This window comes from Chryseobacterium sp. RLHN22, from assembly GCF_051011795.1.
GTDB lineage: Bacteria > Bacteroidota > Bacteroidia > Flavobacteriales > Weeksellaceae > Chryseobacterium > Chryseobacterium zhengzhouense.
The window spans coordinates 167,793-186,051 of sequence record NZ_JBPCHW010000006.1; the positions used below are offsets into that span (position 1 = coordinate 167,793).

At 33.0% G+C, this 18,259-nt stretch carries 21 protein-coding genes; 2 read left to right on the plus strand and 19 right to left on the minus strand.

The features are described 5' to 3' along the window. The first annotated feature begins 89 nt into the window (after positions 1-89). Positions 90-590, plus strand: a complete 501-nt coding sequence (locus tag ACR1PN_RS08390) for an STM3941 family protein (protein ID WP_433979667.1) — start codon at positions 90-92, stop codon at positions 588-590. A gap of 40 nt (positions 591-630) precedes the next feature. On the opposite strand, the gene ACR1PN_RS08395 is transcribed toward ACR1PN_RS08390, so the two are convergent. Continuing rightward, positions 631-1,464, minus strand: coding sequence for a M23 family metallopeptidase (locus ACR1PN_RS08395; protein WP_433979668.1), 834 nt, complete (start codon positions 1,462-1,464; stop codon positions 631-633). A gap of 160 nt (positions 1,465-1,624) precedes the next feature. Between ACR1PN_RS08395 and ACR1PN_RS08400 the strand changes: the two genes are divergently transcribed. Beyond that, a complete protein-coding gene (locus ACR1PN_RS08400; RefSeq protein WP_433979669.1) occupies positions 1,625-2,392 on the plus strand; it encodes a type III pantothenate kinase in 768 nt (255 codons plus the stop codon). Positions 2,393-2,458: 66 nt separating this feature from the next. On the opposite strand, the gene ACR1PN_RS08405 is transcribed toward ACR1PN_RS08400, so the two are convergent. The 18 genes from ACR1PN_RS08405 to ACR1PN_RS08490 all read right to left on the minus strand — a co-directional run bounded on the left by ACR1PN_RS08405 (position 2,459) and on the right by ACR1PN_RS08490 (position 18,257). Next, positions 2,459-2,890 carry a nucleoside deaminase gene (locus ACR1PN_RS08405; protein WP_433979670.1) on the minus strand — a complete coding sequence of 144 codons (432 nt, stop codon included), beginning with the start codon at positions 2,888-2,890 and terminating at the stop codon, positions 2,459-2,461. A gap of 68 nt (positions 2,891-2,958) precedes the next feature. Next, positions 2,959-3,576, minus strand: a complete 618-nt coding sequence (locus ACR1PN_RS08410; protein WP_433979671.1) for an energy transducer TonB — start codon at positions 3,574-3,576, stop codon at positions 2,959-2,961. A gap of 55 nt (positions 3,577-3,631) precedes the next feature. After that, complete coding sequence (locus tag ACR1PN_RS08415) at positions 3,632-4,552, minus strand: helix-turn-helix transcriptional regulator (protein WP_433979672.1); 921 nt, start codon at positions 4,550-4,552, stop codon at positions 3,632-3,634. A gap of 911 nt (positions 4,553-5,463) precedes the next feature. Beyond that, entirely contained in the window at positions 5,464-5,811 is a 348-nt protein-coding gene (locus ACR1PN_RS08420; RefSeq protein ID WP_433979673.1) for a YrhB domain-containing protein, read from the minus strand. Positions 5,812-5,970: 159 nt separating this feature from the next. Next, entirely contained in the window at positions 5,971-6,369 is a 399-nt protein-coding gene (locus ACR1PN_RS08425) for a hypothetical protein (protein WP_433979674.1), read from the minus strand. A 12-nt stretch (positions 6,370-6,381) separates the two neighbouring features. Next, positions 6,382-6,588: a hypothetical protein gene (locus ACR1PN_RS08430; protein WP_433979675.1), complete on the minus strand. Its 207-nt coding sequence runs from the start codon at positions 6,586-6,588 to the stop codon at positions 6,382-6,384. Between the two features lie 2 nt (positions 6,589-6,590). Then, positions 6,591-6,737, minus strand: a complete 147-nt coding sequence (locus tag ACR1PN_RS08435) for a hypothetical protein (RefSeq protein WP_433979676.1) — start codon at positions 6,735-6,737, stop codon at positions 6,591-6,593. Between the two features lie 173 nt (positions 6,738-6,910). Next, entirely contained in the window at positions 6,911-7,264 is a 354-nt protein-coding gene (locus ACR1PN_RS08440; RefSeq protein WP_433979677.1) for a hypothetical protein, read from the minus strand. A gap of 88 nt (positions 7,265-7,352) precedes the next feature. After that, positions 7,353-7,919: an REP-associated tyrosine transposase gene (locus tag ACR1PN_RS08445; RefSeq protein WP_433979678.1), complete on the minus strand. Its 567-nt coding sequence runs from the start codon at positions 7,917-7,919 to the stop codon at positions 7,353-7,355. Between the two features lie 104 nt (positions 7,920-8,023). After that, positions 8,024-8,509 (minus strand): SMI1/KNR4 family protein, encoded by a 486-nt coding sequence (locus tag ACR1PN_RS08450; protein WP_433979679.1) that lies wholly within the window; start codon positions 8,507-8,509, stop codon positions 8,024-8,026. Further along, positions 8,510-8,992 carry a hypothetical protein gene (locus ACR1PN_RS08455; protein WP_433979680.1) on the minus strand — a complete coding sequence of 161 codons (483 nt, stop codon included), beginning with the start codon at positions 8,990-8,992 and terminating at the stop codon, positions 8,510-8,512. Positions 8,993-9,150: 158 nt separating this feature from the next. Further along, positions 9,151-9,717 (minus strand): REP-associated tyrosine transposase, encoded by a 567-nt coding sequence (locus ACR1PN_RS08460; RefSeq protein WP_433979681.1) that lies wholly within the window; start codon positions 9,715-9,717, stop codon positions 9,151-9,153. A gap of 548 nt (positions 9,718-10,265) precedes the next feature. Then, complete coding sequence (locus ACR1PN_RS08465) at positions 10,266-10,571, minus strand: hypothetical protein (protein WP_230649845.1); 306 nt, start codon at positions 10,569-10,571, stop codon at positions 10,266-10,268. Between the two features lie 14 nt (positions 10,572-10,585). Then, on the minus strand, positions 10,586-10,822 hold the full coding sequence (locus ACR1PN_RS08470) for a hypothetical protein (protein WP_433979682.1): 237 nt from the start codon (positions 10,820-10,822) through the stop codon (positions 10,586-10,588). A gap of 6 nt (positions 10,823-10,828) precedes the next feature. Beyond that, the gene (locus ACR1PN_RS08475) at positions 10,829-11,119 is read right to left on the minus strand and encodes a hypothetical protein (protein WP_433979683.1); all 291 of its coding nucleotides are present in this window, start codon (positions 11,117-11,119) and stop codon (positions 10,829-10,831) included. Between the two features lie 299 nt (positions 11,120-11,418). Further along, complete coding sequence (locus ACR1PN_RS08480) at positions 11,419-11,739, minus strand: hypothetical protein (RefSeq protein ID WP_433979684.1); 321 nt, start codon at positions 11,737-11,739, stop codon at positions 11,419-11,421. Positions 11,740-11,749: 10 nt separating this feature from the next. Further along, the gene (locus ACR1PN_RS08485; RefSeq protein ID WP_433979685.1) at positions 11,750-14,437 is read right to left on the minus strand and encodes a hypothetical protein; all 2,688 of its coding nucleotides are present in this window, start codon (positions 14,435-14,437) and stop codon (positions 11,750-11,752) included. A gap of 67 nt (positions 14,438-14,504) precedes the next feature. Further along, entirely contained in the window at positions 14,505-18,257 is a 3,753-nt protein-coding gene (locus ACR1PN_RS08490; protein ID WP_433979686.1) for a hypothetical protein, read from the minus strand. Positions 18,258-18,259: the final 2 nt, after the last annotated feature.

Here is an 18,259-nt window from a genome sequence, read left to right on the forward strand (position 1 = left end):
TTTTTATTACTTAAACACATACTTTATGAGTATTAATAATGAGCCACAACAGATGGAAATTTCCTTAAGTAAAATAAAAAATAACATTATTGTGTTTGGGGGCTTTGTTATTTGTCGCTTTAGGATTGTTGCTAATCATTTACGAACCAGAATCAATTGATTATTCTCATAGACGCTCTTGGATAATGAGACCAATTCCTCGTGTGTTGTCAGGTATTCTATTTGTTATTTTCTTTGGTTTTTTGGCTGTCATTTTATTTGTCAGATTGTTTAATAATAATCCGGGATTAATCATTAATGAAAAAGGTATTATTGATAATACAAGTATTTTCGGTTTAGGATTTATCCCATGGAAAGACATAAGAGATATCAAAACTGTAAAAATTAATAATGGAAATTTTATTCTTGTTTTGCTTAAAAATCCATCTTATTATATTAATTCAACAACTCATTGGTTAAAACGAAAATCACTTAAAACTAATTTTAAATATCATAATACACCACTTTGTATGTCTGCTAATTTTTTAGCAATAAACTTTGACGAGCTTTATCAGTTGCTTGTAAATAACATGAAAAAATTTAAAAAGTAATGTTTTTCAGTTAAAAGAGGTCAGAATTTAATTAGTGGATTTAATATCCTCTCGCATAAGATTTTCCCTCTTCCAGATACTCCGATTTATCTCCGTGTCCGGTTTTGAAAAGTGTTTTTACCGTAACTCTATTTTTATCTGCGGTTGCACTCGGAAGGAATGTTACAAAATGCAAATGCGGTCCACTGCTCCACCCTGTATTTCCGCTCCATGCGATGGGCTGACTTTTCGTTACGGTATCTCCGATTTTTACTTTTGCGCCATTTTGCTGTAAATGAAAATATTCTGCAATGGTTCCGTCAGAGTGCAGAATCGAAATGTAATTTCCATAAGGAGCACAATTTCTGGTGGGGCAGCTTTGATTATTGTTCTGTACAACATCGATGACTAAACCTTCTCTTGCAGCCAAAACTTCAGTTCCTTCAGGCATGATAAAATCTAAAGAATTTTCATTCTGATGCGAAAAACTGCCATTGTAGCCTTGGTGAATCCAAAGGGCTTTTCCTTTACGAAAAGGCAGATCGTAAACATAATTTTTGTCGTAATTTTTTATGGTGATATCACCAATGTAGCTTTTATAGCTTGGCATTTTCTTTAGTTTCCAGCCTTTTTTCTGATCATTTACGACAAAATAAGTAACCTTGTATTTTGTTGCTTTTGCAGGAATTATCTGTGTTGTTTTAAAGAGCTCCATCTTTTTTAAATTCTCGACTTCCGGTTGACCATTAAAAACTATTGAAACAGGATAAATTTCCTGGTTGTCTGCATAATACGTGAGTGTGTCACCTTTTCTTTCAGGGTACATTTTTATGCTTTTCTGTGAGAATACAAATATAGACTGAATGATAAGAAGAAATACAAGAATTTTTTTCATATTTGTTTGATAAATAAACCTGTTACAAGTATAAACCATTTTCATTGATATTGAAATAATATTTTTAAAGAAAAGTATTATTTTTACCTCTGAAAAATTTAATAGGATATTCATCTTTAGTTTCCGAATTGCGATGAGTTTCCGGCTGAAAAATATGTCAATGAATTCTATCGTAATCAATGTTGGAAACAGCAATATCAGGTTTGGTCTTTTTGATGATGATAACTGTGATATTTCGTGGATCATCAATACGAAACCTTACCGTACTGCAGATGAATTGCATGGTCAGATGCTGATTCTGTATCAGACTTATAAAATTAATCCTGAAGATATTAAAAAGGTAATTGTCGGTTCTGTGGTTCCGCAATTAACGAGAGAAATAACTTCTGCCATCAGAAAAATTCATGGGATTTCTCCCGTTATTGTAGACCGAACTACGCCTTCTGAAGTGGTTGCAAAATCAAAACAGATGGGAACTGATATTTACGCCAATCTGGTTGCGGCCCATAATCTGTATCCCGGAAGAAAGAAGATTATTTTAGATTTCGGGACTGCTCTTACGGCAAGTTGTGTTGCTGAAGATGGCGAAACCATGGGTGTCATAATTGCTCCGGGAATCATTACTTCTTTAAATTCACTGATCAGTCAGACCGCCCAGCTTCCTGAAATAGAATTGGTAAAGCCAAAATCTGTTTTAGGTTTAGATACAGTCACCTGTATGCAGAGCGGGATGGTTTACGGATTTCTCGGAATGGTGGAAGGTTTTATTGATCGTATTAACGATGAAGTAAATGACGACTGTTTTGTCATTGCAACCGGCGGAGTTTCTCATGTTTACAAGCCTTTAACCGAAAAAATTCATATCACAGACCGACTTCATACCTTGAAAGGGCTTTATTTTCTTGGGAAAGATTATAAATTAGATTGAGGCTAAGATTAAGGTTAATGAAAATCTTATTGCATATTTTAGTTTCAACCTCAGCCTTAGTCTCAACTATCTCTTAGATTTAAAAAATTCTTTTACAATCGATGAGCATTCATTTTCCATAATTCCGGTAACGATTTCTGTTTTGGGATGAAGGGAAAGGTTTTTATTGATAAATCCTCGCTGCTCGTCTCTTGCTCCGATGACAACCTTTGAAATCTGCGCCCAGGAAAGTGCTCCGGAACACATGACACAAGGCTCTAAAGTCACGTACAAAGTACAGTTGATCAGATATTTTCCGCCTAAATAATTAGCAGCAGAAGTTATAGCCTGCATTTCCGCATGTGCCGTAACATCGTTTAACGTTTCAGTAAGGTTGTGCGATCTTGCAATCACACGGTTATTTGAAACCACAACACAGCCAATAGGAACCTCATCTTTTTCTAAGGCTATTTCGGCTTCCTGCAAAGCCATTTTCATAAAATATTCGTCCGTAAACATAAAAATAAAAGCTTAGTGCAAAACTAAGCTTTTCATTAAATATATTTTGGAGTTAATTTAAATATAAATCATTCAAAATTCAGGGCCAAAGGTAGTCTGAATCTGTATCTTACAGGAGTTCCGTTGGTATAAGCGGGCGAAAATTTCTCGGAAATAGAGTAGACTGCTATTTCAGCTTGTCTGTTAAAGGTAAAATTATCACCTTCTGCTTTTACATTGCTTACGGTGCCATCTTTTTCAACGATAAAACCAACATTGGTTTTTGCGCTTCCGGTTTCAGAATAAACGCCTTCTCCGTAAAAAAGCTGGGCAACTTCTTTTCTTAAAGCATTGATTCCGCCGGGATAATCGGCTGTTTTATCAATCGTTTTAGAAAATTCAGCGTTTTGAAGAGTATTTTTCTCAGGATTCAGCCTTTTGATATCCTCAAGATTTTTTACTTTCAATAGGGCGGCGATGAGGGCAACATTTTCAATACTGTCCATCTTTTTCATGAAAAACAGAAAATCATTCTTCACAGCCGATTTGTAGAGCGGATTGCTTTCTGCATCGAATTTTTTCTTAAACTCATTATTGAGTAAAGTTCTGTGTTGATTATAGTAATGCTTCACCATTCTGAATTCCTCGGTCTGTTGGGAGAAACAAAATGTTGAAACAAAGATTAAAAACAGGTATAACGATTTCAATGGATTCTAATTATACGTAAATGTAATCAAAAAAGATGCAAAAACAGATTTGATTTTAATTTTCAAAATAATTATTCAGCGATTCCTGCAAATGTTTTTTAATGTCTTCAACTAAACTTACCGGTTCTAAAACTCTTACTTCTTTTCCGTATGATAAAATTTCCTGCATAAAATCGTAAGTTGGGTGTAAGAAAAACTCAAAATAGATCTCTTCAGGTGTCTCTTTTGTTTCTTTCTGTGACTGGTGCAATGGGAAACTTCTGATGTATTCTCCCTGATGACGGCTGCATTTCAGAACAATCTTCTGCGGATTCTGCTCGGTAAGATTCATGACTCCAAAAGCATTTTTAAAATGCTCCCTGAAATTGTATTTATATTTTTCTCTGAATTTCTGAGAAGTTACATCCAGATAATTGATCCGGTCTAAGCCAAAAGATTTTAATGATTTGTCTTTCGTGTCAATCGCAATAAGATACCATCGGTCTTTGGATTCTTTCAAGGCTAAAGGATGAACTTTTCGGGAAGTCATCAGTTTATTTTTAAAATTGTAATGCTCAAACAAAACAATTCTTTTGTTGCGAATGGCGAAAAAAAGATCATAAAAATTTTCGGCTCCGCTTGGTTTTCGGCTCTCAAAAAAGATATGATTGGCAAAATCGGGATGATTGTTTAAAGCGTTGCTTACCTGAAAAGACTCGAGCAACTTTTGGTTATACTCATCGACTTCCATCATCGGACGGCTTTCGATGTAATAACGATTATCACCTTTTTTTTTGTTGTGAATGGAAAGATTAAAAAGATTGGAAATCTCTCGGATATCTCTTTGCAACGTTCGAATGGAGTAGCTTTTGATATCTGCATCCTGAAACTCAAAAGAGTTCAAAAGATAATCTTCCAGTTGGGAATACGTTGCGGGAGCACTTTCTAATTTCTTGATGATTAAGGCATATCTTGTAAGGTAAAAGTCTTTTTTCATTGCTTTAAGTTTCTATTACAAATATATACGCTTACTACGACAAATCTTGTCGTGTTTTATTTTTATAGATAAATTTTAAGCTAAAATATTCTGAATTTGTCATTTTGTCATGAAGCTATCGCTGTATTATCGCTATATGGTCGCTGTATGCTTTTTGTATTTAGAATAAAATTTAAAATTATCTTTATGTCAAAATGGCAGAGGCTTTTTTAGATTTATTTTGAAATTGAATTTTACTGTTGAGTTATATTGTTAATTTTTCTAAAAGAATTTTTGGTATTGTTCTCGGATAAAATATATCCAGCCAACCTACAACTGCAAAACTTATGAAGCATAATCCTTTTGGATTATGAAATTTGTAATTTCTAATTTCTACTCATCATTATATGTTTTTATAAAAGTGAAAAATAATACATTCTTAGAGAATGTAGACTTAAAAGAAAAAGCCACACGATACAATCGTGCGGCAGCGGGGGGTATAGTTTCTAAAACAAATATATGTGACAAATGCGACAAATAATGTCGTGTTTTATTTTTTCTTGAAAAGTTTTTGGAATTTGTTTTTAAATGGGTTGGTTGAAATTAAAAAAGCCACACGAAGGGATTCGTGCGGTAGCGGGGGGCAGCGGGGGGAGCATTTCTTGGTCTGTTAACATAATATTCTATTTTTTTATTTTACCTGCTTTTGTATACTTAAATTGTCTATAGTCTCTTTCAAAATTTTTAGATTCTATGGAAGTTTTATCATATAAAAGAATTTCTCCCGTCTGTCCTTCTAATAAGTAAACTTTCTTCTCTACCTTTACTGCTACTATATAACGACCAACAATACTTCCAGTTATACTGTCTTTTCTTTTTCCAAAAAACCGCAACGGTAAAGTTGCGGCTACTATTAATTATGAAATCTTAGATTATTTAGAAGAAAATCTGTCCTCATCAGGATACCAATAGGTATTTGAAGCGGTAGACATGGTTCCATTTTCGTAGGCTTGTAAATAATTTTCTAATCTCATTCTTGTACCAAAACTAACCACTCTACCTGTATTTTTTTCTACTAAAAAGGGGGGGTTACCAGTTAGTACTTTATTGAAATCCCTTGTTAAAAGAAATTCTTTTGATTGACAATAATAAATATTACCATAAGGTTTTTTAATTGTTTCCTCATGCAATATTACAATTTCAAGCTTTGTTCCTCCTAATTCTTTCGACTTTTTTAAATAACGTTCTGCTATTGCGAGCATTTCTTGGTCTGTTAACATAATATTCTATTTTTTTATTTTACCTGCTTTTGTATACTTAAATTGTCTATAACCTCTTTCAAAGTTTTTAGATTATATAGAAGTTTTATCACATAAAAGAATTTCTCCCGTTTGTACCTTATCATAAAACTTTCTTCTCTACCGAAAAAAATTATGAAATTATTTAGAAGAAAATCTGTCCTCATCAGGATACCAATAGGTATCTGAAGCTCTTGACATAGTCCCATTTTCATAGGCTTTTATATTATTCTCTAAGCTCATTGCCGAAGCAAAATTAACAACTCTTCCTGTCTTTTTTTCCACTAGAAAAGGAGTAGCAGGCGTTATTGCTTTATAAATGTCTTTTGTCAAAAGAAATTCTTTTGACTGATAACGATAAATATTGCCGTATGGTTTTTCAATAGCCTCTTCCAATACAATATTTGGTGCAAAATTCTTGTCCACTATTTTTCTAGTAAATTGTTCTGCTATCTTTAGCATTTCTTGATTTGTTAGCATAATTTTAATTTTTAATTTTACCTGCTTTTGTATACTGAAACTGTCTATAATCTCTTTCAAAGTTTTTAGATTCTATGGAAGTTTTATCATATAAAAGAATTTCTCCCCACGCTGCCGCACGAATCCTTTCGTGTGGTCAGTTACCTTAAAAATCAAACATTCTAAAACCACAACATCATCCAAAAGTCCTTTTTCATCGGAATAATCTATTGCATTGCTGTATTTATAATCTTCCGCACGAAAAAACCAAACCCGCTTCAACTGGGTTTTGATGAACATAATTAATCTTTTGGTTTCTGACAAAACTTTATACTTTCTAAAAGAATTTCTTTGTATTCATTTCGGATAAATACATCTAACCAGCCTACAACAGCAAAGCTTATGAAATATAAACCTTCTGGATTATGGAATTTGTAATTTCTACTCATCATTATATGTTTTTATAAAGATAAAGAATAATACATTCTGAGAGAATGTAGACTTAAAAGAAAAGCCACACGATACAATCGTGCGGCAGCGGAGGATTTTTCTGTTTTTAAGCTATTAAAAATAGAAATAGCAGCAGTGAAAATTACTACTGCTATTTAAAGTCTATAATTGATTACTTATAATCGAACCTATCTTCATCAGGATACCAGTAAAGGTCTAAACTTGGTGTCATTGTTCCATTTTCATAGGCTTTTATAAAATATTCTAAGTTATTTGAAGTTCCAAAACAAATCACTCTACCATTAGGTTTATTTTCTACTAGAAACGGAGCGTTGCCCACTAATGACTTATTAAAATTTCCAGTTAAAATATATTCTTTAGAATCGTAATAATAAATATTACCATAAGGCTTTTTAATAATACTATCTGTTTCTACCATAACTTCTATATCCTCCCCACCAAAATGTTCTCCTTTACTTTTTAAATAACGTTCTGCTATTACTAACATTTCTTGGTCTGTTAACATAAAATTAATTTTAAATTGTTATTATCTTACTTTTAAATATCTAAATCCCCCTCGCTGCCGCACGAATCCTTTCGTGTGGTCATTAATCTTAAAAATCAAACATTCTAAAAACCACAATATCATCCAAAAGTCCTTTCTCATCAGAATAATCTATTGCGCTGCTGTATCTATAATCCTCTGTTCGAAAAACCAAATCTGCCTCAACCGGATTTTGGTGTACATAATTTATTTTTTGATTGATTACATGATTGCTCCACAACTCAATAGGTTTATTGTCGTGTCTCCAAAATTGATATTGTTTTACATTTGAACTTTTTGAATCTTCTCTAAGAAAAAAATCTAATAAAAATTCTTTTCTCCTTTCGGTTGGATTTTCTTTGATGGCTTGTACAATTGCTTTACTCGTAAATCGTTTGAAATCACCAATCAGCAGTTCAGGTTTCTGATTATCGATACTTCGAAAAACCAAATGTACATGGCTTGACATAATGCACCATGCATATACTTCTAAACCTTTATTCTTTTGGCAAAATCTTAAATTTTCTAAAAGAATTTCTTTGTATTCATTTCGGATAAATACATCTAACCAGCCTACAACAGCAAAGCTTATGAAATATAAACCTTCTGGATTATGGAATTTGTAATTTCTACTCATCATTATATGTTTTTATAAAGATAAAGAATAATACATTCTGAGAGAATATAGACTTAAAAGAAAAAGCCACACGATACAATCGTGCGGCAGCGGGGGTTAAAAATTTAATCGTAGTTTGGATCGTAGTTTTCTATATATACTTCTACATAATCTGAAAACGAATTGGTCGTTTTACCATAAAACTCATCCTTCATATCTGAAAGTTCTGTATAACCTTCCATATCCAAAGTGTAAACTGGTGGATTATCTCCTTCATCCAAAAATATATAATGGATAAATACAGAGCCATCCATCTCGGCTATTACCCAGAAATCCTTAGTAATTAATTTTTCTAAGCCGTATTCTTTCAGATTTGCTTTTGCCATTTTAGTTTTATCATTAACAAACTCAAACATAGAACTCAATCCTGTTGAACTAATCGGTCTAAAATATTTTCCTGTTAAGGTTAAATACTCTTTGTAAGCTTTTGGAAAAGTAATATTGTTTAAAGTTTCCAATTTTTCTATTTCTGATAAGGGAATACCTGATTTTTCTAAAATATTGTTCTGCTTTAAGTATTCTTCTAATTTATTTAAATATTCTATTTCCAATTATTTAGTTTTAAATAATTCATCATCCTCAACAATAGTTCTTTCTAGACATACAATTATGTAATTGCTAAAGGTCTTTTGTGGTTTTGACGAAATTAAAGGTTCTCCTTCATCTACATACGCAGGCAAACATGTATAAATATATGGATCTGAAAAATTTTCATCTAAATAAATAAAACTAAAAATTTCACATTTATCAAGCTGAGAAATCACAAAGTATGGTCTAATTATTTCTTGTTTCCATTCTTTTAACTGTTTTTCGGCTTCGCTTTGCATCCATTCATAACCAGATCCTCTATCTATATCTCCTAAATTAGACTGTTTTCCTGCTATATAAAGAAATTCTCTTAAAGACTGAGGGAATGGACTTCCGTTGTTATATATGGTTTCTAATCTCTTTATTTCTTCTAATAACATACCTTGGTTTGTCCAATTCCTCAATGTCGGATATTTCAACATTTTTTTTAAAAATTTTATTTCCATAATACTTATTTTTGTATATCTAAAAATACTTCTAAATCTTGTGTTCCTTTTATATGATCCACAGACTTTATTCTAATTTTAACTTTATCTCCTAGCATTTTCTTCAAAATTATTAATTCGCTTGCTGCCGCACGAATCCTTTCGTGTGGTCAGTGATCCTATAGATCAAACATTCTAAAAACCACAATATTATCCAAAAGTCCTTTCCCATCAGAATAATCTATTGCGCTGCTGTATCTATAATCCTCTGCTCGAAAAACCAAACCTGCCTCAACCGGATTTTGGTGTACATAATTTATTTTTTGATTGATTACTTTGTTGCTCCACAATTCAATCGGTTTATTGTCGTGTCTCCAAAATTGATATTGTTTTACATTTGAACTTTTTGAGCCTTCTTTAAGAAAGAAATCCAATAAAAATTCTTTTCTGCTTTCCGTTGGGTTTTCTTTGATGGCTTGTACAATTGCCTTGCTTGTAAATCTCTTTAAATCACCAATCAGAAGTTCGGGTTTTTGCCCGTTTACACTTCGAAAAATCAAATGTACATGACTAGACATAATGCACCATGCATGTATTTCCAGACCTTTATTCTTTTGGCAAAATCTTAAACTTTCTAAAAGAATTTCCTTATATTCATTTCGGATAAATACATCTAACCAGCCTGCAACCGCAAAACTTATAAAGTATAATCCTTCGGGATTGTGGAATTTGTAATTTCGGCTCATCTTTATGTTTTTATAAAGATAAAACTTTTGACTAGTTTTTAAAATAAAAGCCACACGAAGGGATTCGTGCGGCAGCAGGGGGGCTTTCACATATTTATCAAAACCTATTTTATGTATTTCATCTGCATGGTAATGTTCATTTATCATTAATATTCTGTTACATCATGAATATGTTTATGTATAAAAAACTACTTCTTACTTACTTCAGAAGTGGTTTTGATAAAAAGTTACTATTCTATCATTTCAATGAACTGTGGTCCGATAATATACAACAGCTTATTAGTTTTAGCATCAATATGAACGAAATAAAAAGAATCATTATCATATTGTTGATTAGAAATAGAAACCATATAAGAAACAACATGTACAGATTTTTCACTTCCATCAATTTGCTTAAAGTTTTCTCTATAACCTTTATATTTTAAGGAATTTAGATAATTTTTTTTTCCTTATTATCTAGATAATTTTTTTACCTTGTTTATTAATTCATCTTTATTCATAACATTTATTTAGGTATTTTAATCTTTAATTCGGTTATTAGAATTCTTTTAATTAGGATCCCAAACGCCATATGACGCAGGTTTCCAAGTACCATCCTCATATCCTTTAATATAGTAATCAACATCCATAGCAGTGCCAAATGGAATAACAATACCTGTATCATTTCTAACAAGAAAAGGCCCGTTTCCTGCTAATCGATGTTTCTTGTAATCTTTAGCTCCATAAAAATAAATTCTTCCATAAGATTTATCAATTATAACGTCTTTGGGAATAATTAACTCTACGTTTATATTTTCAGATATCTTTTTTACATATCTTTCTGCGACTTTATCCATTTTTTCATTACTTAACATAATTTATTTTACTTTTAGATATTCAAATATTTATAATCTCCTGTCTTGGCTAATACTCCAAACTGTCCGTCAGGCAGAATCAACCTGTTATTTTTCTTAACAATATTAAAAACATGACCTCTAATAGTTGTAGAATTGGTATTGTAGGCATAGATAATCCCTATTTCTCCATCCTGCATTCCATTTGTTCCTTTTAGATCTCCTATTTCAGCTATTTCAGTAAATTTACTACCATAAATTTCTTCTAACAACACGACTTATTGTCCTTCAGAGGGTAAAGCGCTTGATATTTTACCAGTTTTCAAGTATTCTACAACTTTTTTCACCACATTTACACAGTTAGTATTAGAAATCATTACGACTTCTCCATTTACTACATGATGATTAAAATATAGTAGTACTTCATAAATATAATCTATTGCGTTTTCAGCTGTAATTTTACCTTCATTTATTGCTTCCTGAAGAGCTTTCCATCCTGCTTCAAACTCTTCTGCTGTTATACTAATACGAGGGGGAAGATTTTCTGCCATTCCTGCAAGGCGGTTCATCTCTTCTTCCAGCTTTGCAATATTACCTCCAGCTTTTTTGTAAAGATAATCTAAAAATTTACCCGTTCTTCCAGCAGAATTCGCTTGAAAGAATTTTTTACCTTTATAAAGTACAGCTATTTCTTTCTGTGCATTCTCTACAAAAAGAACATTTAATTTCTCAAAAGTAGAAGAATAGTTGGTTACATTTTTAATACCATCTTTTAAAAGAACCTTTACACCAGCTTTCGAATAATACCTTAAAGGAAACGAATATAATGTGTTTTTTTATGAAAAAACCACCCGAAGGTGGTTGTAAATTATTGAAAATCGCTAAGTCTTGGCATATCCGGCCATCTTCCGGCTTCATATTCTTGTATATAATAATCTAATTCTCTTGAAGAACCAAATATTATAATTTTTCCAGTCATATTTTCTACCAAAAATGGGGTATTACCAAGCAATGTCTTATCATTAAAATTCCTAGTTAGATTAAATTTTTTAGTATTATAGCGAAATATAATTCCGTAAGGCTTTTTAATTTCTGCATTATCCAAGATAACAAGATCGTATCCGCTTTGTTGACTTCTTTCTAATACATAATTTTGGGCAATTGTTATTACTTCTTGTTCTGTTAACATATTTTGATATTTAATTAGTTTTCATATACTTAAATTCAACATAAGGACCTAAAGGATATTTTTTTAAATTTATAATGTTACTGGTGCTCTGACAATCTTTAAAGTCTGCAAATTTACTGCCTTTCCTTTTTATTACATTAATTACATGATGGTCATCCAATCCTCCTCTCATACAAAGAAGAATGCCTGTTTCATTATCAGTCATTCTGCTGTGTAGAACTCCAACATTATCAATAGATATGAGACCTTTTGGAAGATTATATTTATTTTGAAACCATACGCTAAGGTCTACCCACATATCTTGAGCTTGAGAAAAAGCAGCAGTATTAATTTTTCCAGTTTTAAAAAATTCATCTACGACTTTTACAACTTCAACACAATTATGATCAGCTATTTGCACCACTACTTTATTGCCCTGAGAATTAATTATTATTTTATGATTAAAATAAATTCTTGCTTCATCAAAAAAATCTATCGCATTTTCTGCTGTGATTTTACCTTCTTGTATGGCTTCTTGAAGAGCTTTCCATCCTGCTTCAAATTTTTCCACCGTTATGTCAGAAACCACAATGTTTTCCGCCATGCCAACAAGACGGCTCATCTCTTCTTCCAGCTTTGCAATATTACCTCCAGCTTTTTTGTAAAGATAATCTAAAAATTTACCCGTTCTCCCAGCAGAATTTGCATGAAAGAATTTTTTACCTTTATAAAGTACCGCTACTTCTTTCTCTGCATTCTCTATAAAAAGCACATTTAATTTTTCAAAAGCAGAAGAATGTTTTGTAACATTTTTAATACCATCTTTTAAAAGAACTTTGATCCCGGATTTCGAATAATCCCTTAAAGGAAACGAATATAATGTATTTTCAATTAATTTCGTAATACTTTTCTCCTGAGATGGAAATCGGGATTTGTACAATACTTCTACAGTTACATCAAGTGCTTTTTGAGCTTTAGGAAGCATACCCGCCATTGCGGTTATGCTAAAACTTGTTGCACCTTGAACCACATAAATGCTATCCCATGCATCTAAAATATCTCTACCTTCTTGGGTCATATTTAATTTGTCTCTCAGGTTTTTCTCTATGTAAGCATCTGAAATCGCAAATGTTAGGTCGGCAAAAGCAGTGTATAATGGTAATCCTGATACTCCAGATACAATGGTGTAAAGACTGGCACAAATTATAATTATATCTGCTGTTATACGCAACATACGTAAATAATCTTCCAATGCTTTCTGTTGTGCAACATGATATAAAAACAAAGCAGGAACTTCAGTGTCGATTTCCAGATTCTCAAACTCGTTTTTATTTTTTACTCTTGCATACACTTTCAGATGAAGCATATCTAAAGGTCTAAATTCTCCGTTCTCTATTTCACTTTCATGTTCAAATTCTTTGTTTTTTAAATTCCAGATTTTTACGGTATTAACAATTTTAACCATATTGTCGGGATTTCCATCCATAAACTCTCCTGTAAGTTCGCAATGCCTTTCTATGGTATCAGAATCTCTGCTAATTCCGAAAGCAAAAAGACATCCTTTTTGTTTGGGTTGATGAGCATAATCCATTGCATGCTGTGCCTGCATAAAGGCGGTTACAAAAACCACAAAAAGTTCCCTATTGTCAATCATTTGCCCATAAGCAACCTGATTGGTTTCAGAAATGATACCTTTACCCATATAAACACTTTGCCCATCTAAGGAATGATAAATATGAAGGATTAATTTAGGATCATTTTTAATCTTATTATAGACAAATTCTCCTGAGATTGCTGTAAGAATACGAATGGCATATCTACTTTTATCTCTAAAAGGTTCTGCTGCTAATGCGGCAATTTTACCGATTGTGTTTACATCACGAAGTAATTGGGAATCGAAATTTAGAAACTTTATGAAATGATCCCATAATAATTCATCGGAGAGTTTTTTTGATATTTCTTTATATGTAACTCCATATAAGGCAAATGCGGGAAGCTGATTGTAAAAAAATAATAAGTCTTCTATAGAAGTTAGATTTTTACCGGCATCTTCGAAATGAGAAACCAGAGCAACCTGTGCCATATCTTTATGATGTGGAAAAAGATATGAAATAGCCTCAATATAATCATCAGCATCGCTTAGTTTTATTTTTATAGCATCAGCGATGTTGGAAGAATTAATAGTTGCTTCAACCTCATTTATAATTGTTTTGGTTGGTTCTCTGTTGTAATTACGATATGGAATATTAATGGTCAATTCAATTTTCTTGTCTCTAATTCCCAAGTATGTATTATGAGTATATTTTTGAGGATCAATGTAACCTTTACTTGTATTTACCCACACCTTTCCTTCAATACGATTAAAAAATGTATTTTGAAGTTTTAAATCCTTTAATTCAGGTTCTCGGATAATCAATGTTTCAATCATTTTTTCTTTCACCCTAACATTGTCAATTTTCGGAGGAGGGATTTCTTTTAGGTTTATTTCTTCTTTTCCCGATGAAGAATCGATGAAATCTTTTTTTGCATCAAAGATGTAGGAGTTGAAATCCTGAGATGATGTTAATAATCCGAAAAGCTTTTCTTCATCTACCCATAAATTTGTGAAGAATGGCTCTATAGAATTCGAAATAATTTTTTCCCCCTTCATTTCTGCCCAAATTCCTCGGCTAATTTTATCAAAATCATCAATTTCATTTAAATATTCTTGAAAATTCATTTTAATAATTTTAAGATTAATAAAAAGGCAGAGTATAAACTCTGCCCGTTAATATGATTCAACAGAATTATTGAAGTGCTTCTTTTAAATCTGATAAAGGAATCTGAGCAATGATTTCTTTAGGATTGTCATCTGTCGTCAATTGAAGAAACCCGTTATTCAGTTCAATGTTATCAACAAATCTGTCATCTCCGGAGTTCAATTGGGAGTCTACAATTGAGAATTCAGTTTCTGTAACAACATCAGAAGGAACTTCAAACTCATCAGGGTTTTCTTCTGTAAATGGTAAAGCGGTAGTTGTTTTTAATCCTGCAGCATCTTCCTGCAAAATATTGAGTGAAGTTGGAAGTGTTGTAATCCAGGCTTTTCCTTGTTTTAATCCTACAGGCTCACGCATTTCGTCTACAATAGACATATACATCGGATCTCCGATCACAGGAACTTCACCGCCATTCCAAATTCTTCCGGTGGTCATAAAGAATTGTACGGCATCTTCAAAGCCGGGATTTACCGTTACAATTACTCTTGCCATACCTGCCTGTAAAAAGTTTCTGAATAACGGATCTGTACTCTGAGAAAGGTACATTGCCTGCCATTCATCACGGTTTGCCCAATAATAAGGATAGAATGTATAATCCATAATTGTCCATTCAAAAGCTTGTTCCAAGAATTTGGCTAGTGCAGCATACTGATCAAGATTCTCATCAAGAATTACACTGAACTCTTTCATGGTCTGGGCATTATTGGTAAGATTTCTTCCCAATGTATTACTGTTTAAATAATCCTGTAATAAATAAGCAATACAGTTGTGTTTCAAAATAACAGATTCTGTTTCTCGATAATAATTACCAAGCTTTTCTTCATTATTTGCCTTTTCCTCTTTCGCTTTTTCTTCGGCTTCTTTCTGCTTCACCAAGAAATCGGCGTAAGCTGTTTCATAGGCTTTAATAATGTTGTCGAAATTTTCCTGCTTCCACGTAGCCATAAAAGCATCCGATAATGTACATTTAATTTTAACGACGAAAGACATTTCGGTTGTTCCATTACTACCGGCATACTGCATCGCATAATTTCCTATCACATTAATTCCTGTAATTGTCTCATTGCTTCGCAGCCAGCCTTCTCTGTTATGGTTTTCGAAAGTTATAAAACCTCCTTTTAAATTGTCTAACGTAAGCTGAGAAGAATTCTTTTTGAATCTGTTATAAAATGCATAGGTAATGTATGCTTCGTAGCCTTTGTAATTAGTAGGGATCGTAAGATTTAAAGTTCTTGGTGCTGCACTGTTATCAAGATTCTGCTGTCCGGTTTCCGTAGTATAAATAATACTGGATTCAGGCAACTGGGTTAAGGTTACGCCGTAATAATCTGCCCAGTATTTTATTTGCTGCTCGGTTGCCGATTTAGAATCAGCCATTTTCCAGATTCCATCTGCTTTTCTAGGGTCAATAGGTTCTTTGATATTTTCTTTGGTTACAAAAGTGGCCAATTTATGAAGCTTTGCCGGTTCGGGAATCATAAATTCGAACATGGTACGTTTACCATAGTTGTAAATTTGGTTCTTCATCTTTTTATCGACCCATCTGTAAACTCCTATTACATGCTTATCTCCATTTCTGTTATCAAAACCGTGAGCGTTATTTTCTTCAAACTCTTCAATGATTTTTTCAATTCTCTCTTCGGCTACCTTAGTGAGAATTCTTTCGGTTGCCTTCTCTGTAATTTCCTGTGATTTTGCAATAGCTTGACGAGTACTGTTTTCTTTTGCATTATTGGTAGCGAAATTTCCTCCCACTTCGTAAGGCACTTTAGTTCCACCATATCTGAAGTATGCTTGAGCACTTGTTTCTTGCTGGATCACGTTAGCTACTTCAGACTGCAAATCGTTTCTGGATGTTGTTGTGGTGTCACTTAAATTCTCTCTTTCCGTAGATTTTGAAGTTGTTGTTTGGATTTCGCTTCTTCTTAATCTTCTTGTAGACTTCTGTTTAAATTCTTTTGCCATTACATTCTCAATATGAGTCACTTCTCCTGGAACATATGCATGAGTGCTCTGCACGACTTTCAAATAGTCTGCTATACCCAGTCTTTTGATTCCGAAGTTTTTAGGAATGAAGGTTCCTGGTTTTGGAGTGGTTCCTGGCTCGGACGGATTCTCGATTTCCTGTTTTACTCTTTCGCTATAGAGAATTCCGGTATAAGGCTGCCCCATGGTTAGCCCTAAAAACTCCAGATTGGCTTCTTCTCCATTATTAAAGAATATTTTAATTTTTAAGCTTCTGATGACTTTTCCAAACTTATTGAGCAGCATTGAAGGGAAAGTTACTTTTCCTCCGGAAACACTAATGTTTGAATACGTTTCTGCGTAAGAACTGTAGTCTGTAATAGCTTCGATTTTTGCAGAAGCTGTGCCCCATGAATTACTTTCTGCCTGATAATAGAATGTTACATAAGAATTAGAAGCAGCCTGCTGATTGGCCTGAAGATAATAGGTTCTGGAAATTGTATTTGATAATGTACTTGAATTATTTACAGGAATTAACGCTCCGCCTAAATTGGCATATACCCTTTCATTAAGAGGTGTTTTTTCAAATAAAATTTTTGATTGTACACTTAATCTTTCTGCTAATTCTTCAAATACTTCAGAGTAAGTGTCATATTCTTCACTCAAAGAGACTACGATTTCTCCTAACTGCAACTGTCTGTCGGCAATTACATTGATCGATGAAAAGTCTAATTCTCTGCCGTCCGCATCTGTGAAATAATTAACAAACATTTTTAAAGATTCTATTGACAGTTTTGCTTTAAAATCTTCAAAATTCAGTTCATCCCTATATTCGAAAGAGAAAGGAGGAACTTGTAATTCTCCCAGCTCCGCAAGCAAAGCACGAATTTCTTCTTCAGACATTTCTTCAGTGATCATTGCTTCGATTTCCGCATATCTTCTGTTGTACTCATCAATTTCAGACTGATAAAGTGCCTGATATTCTTTATAAGCAGCATCATAAGCTTTGTCTTTCATCTTATAATACCATTTCTGAACTTTCTCAAGCTCTGCTTTTAGTTTTTCTAAACCTTGCTTTTCTAAATCTGCAGCTGATAATTCTGATATTTTTTCTCCTTCCGCCTTCAGCTGCTCCTGAACTGCCACCGGAAGTTGTTGGGCATTGATGGGGTCTTCAAGGCCAACTGCTGATCTTCCTACTGTAAAAGCTCTGCTGGTAATCGTTGATCCTCTATTATCTGTTCCATCACCGAAAAATCTCAACGGAAGAACTACTTTTGCGTCTAATGCTTTTGCAATCAGATCTGTACCATTGATTTTTGTTAACTCTTCGGTGACAGGTAATTTGCATACGTATCCGTAATGAAGTGCTTTTAGAATGTGAATAATTGCTTCCTTTACATAGAAGTCGCTTTGCATAACGGTCTGAAACATCAGATTATCCCATAGCGTGTGATATGTGGCTGAAATGGCTTTAGAATGTTCATCCATTGCTGTGTCTCTATCCTGATCTGAAAGAGTTTCTTTCTTTGCAATTTTTCTTCCGATCTTTAAAAGTTCGGAAAAAGCACCGGTTTCAATCTGAGCTTCTTTCTCAAATCCTGTCGGAATGAAAGATTTTGCAGCACGTTCCATCGACTGAAATTTTGTTATTGCTGAATCGTTTTCAGAAACCTGACTGTCAAAAGCACTTTCTAAATCTTTTGGCCTGTGGATAAATCCTAAATTATCAGCTTTAGTTTCTGTAAGCTGAGGATTTCTTAAGCTTACAAATCTGAAAAGTGTTTGTGATGCGTTGTTTTTATTTGTTGACATTG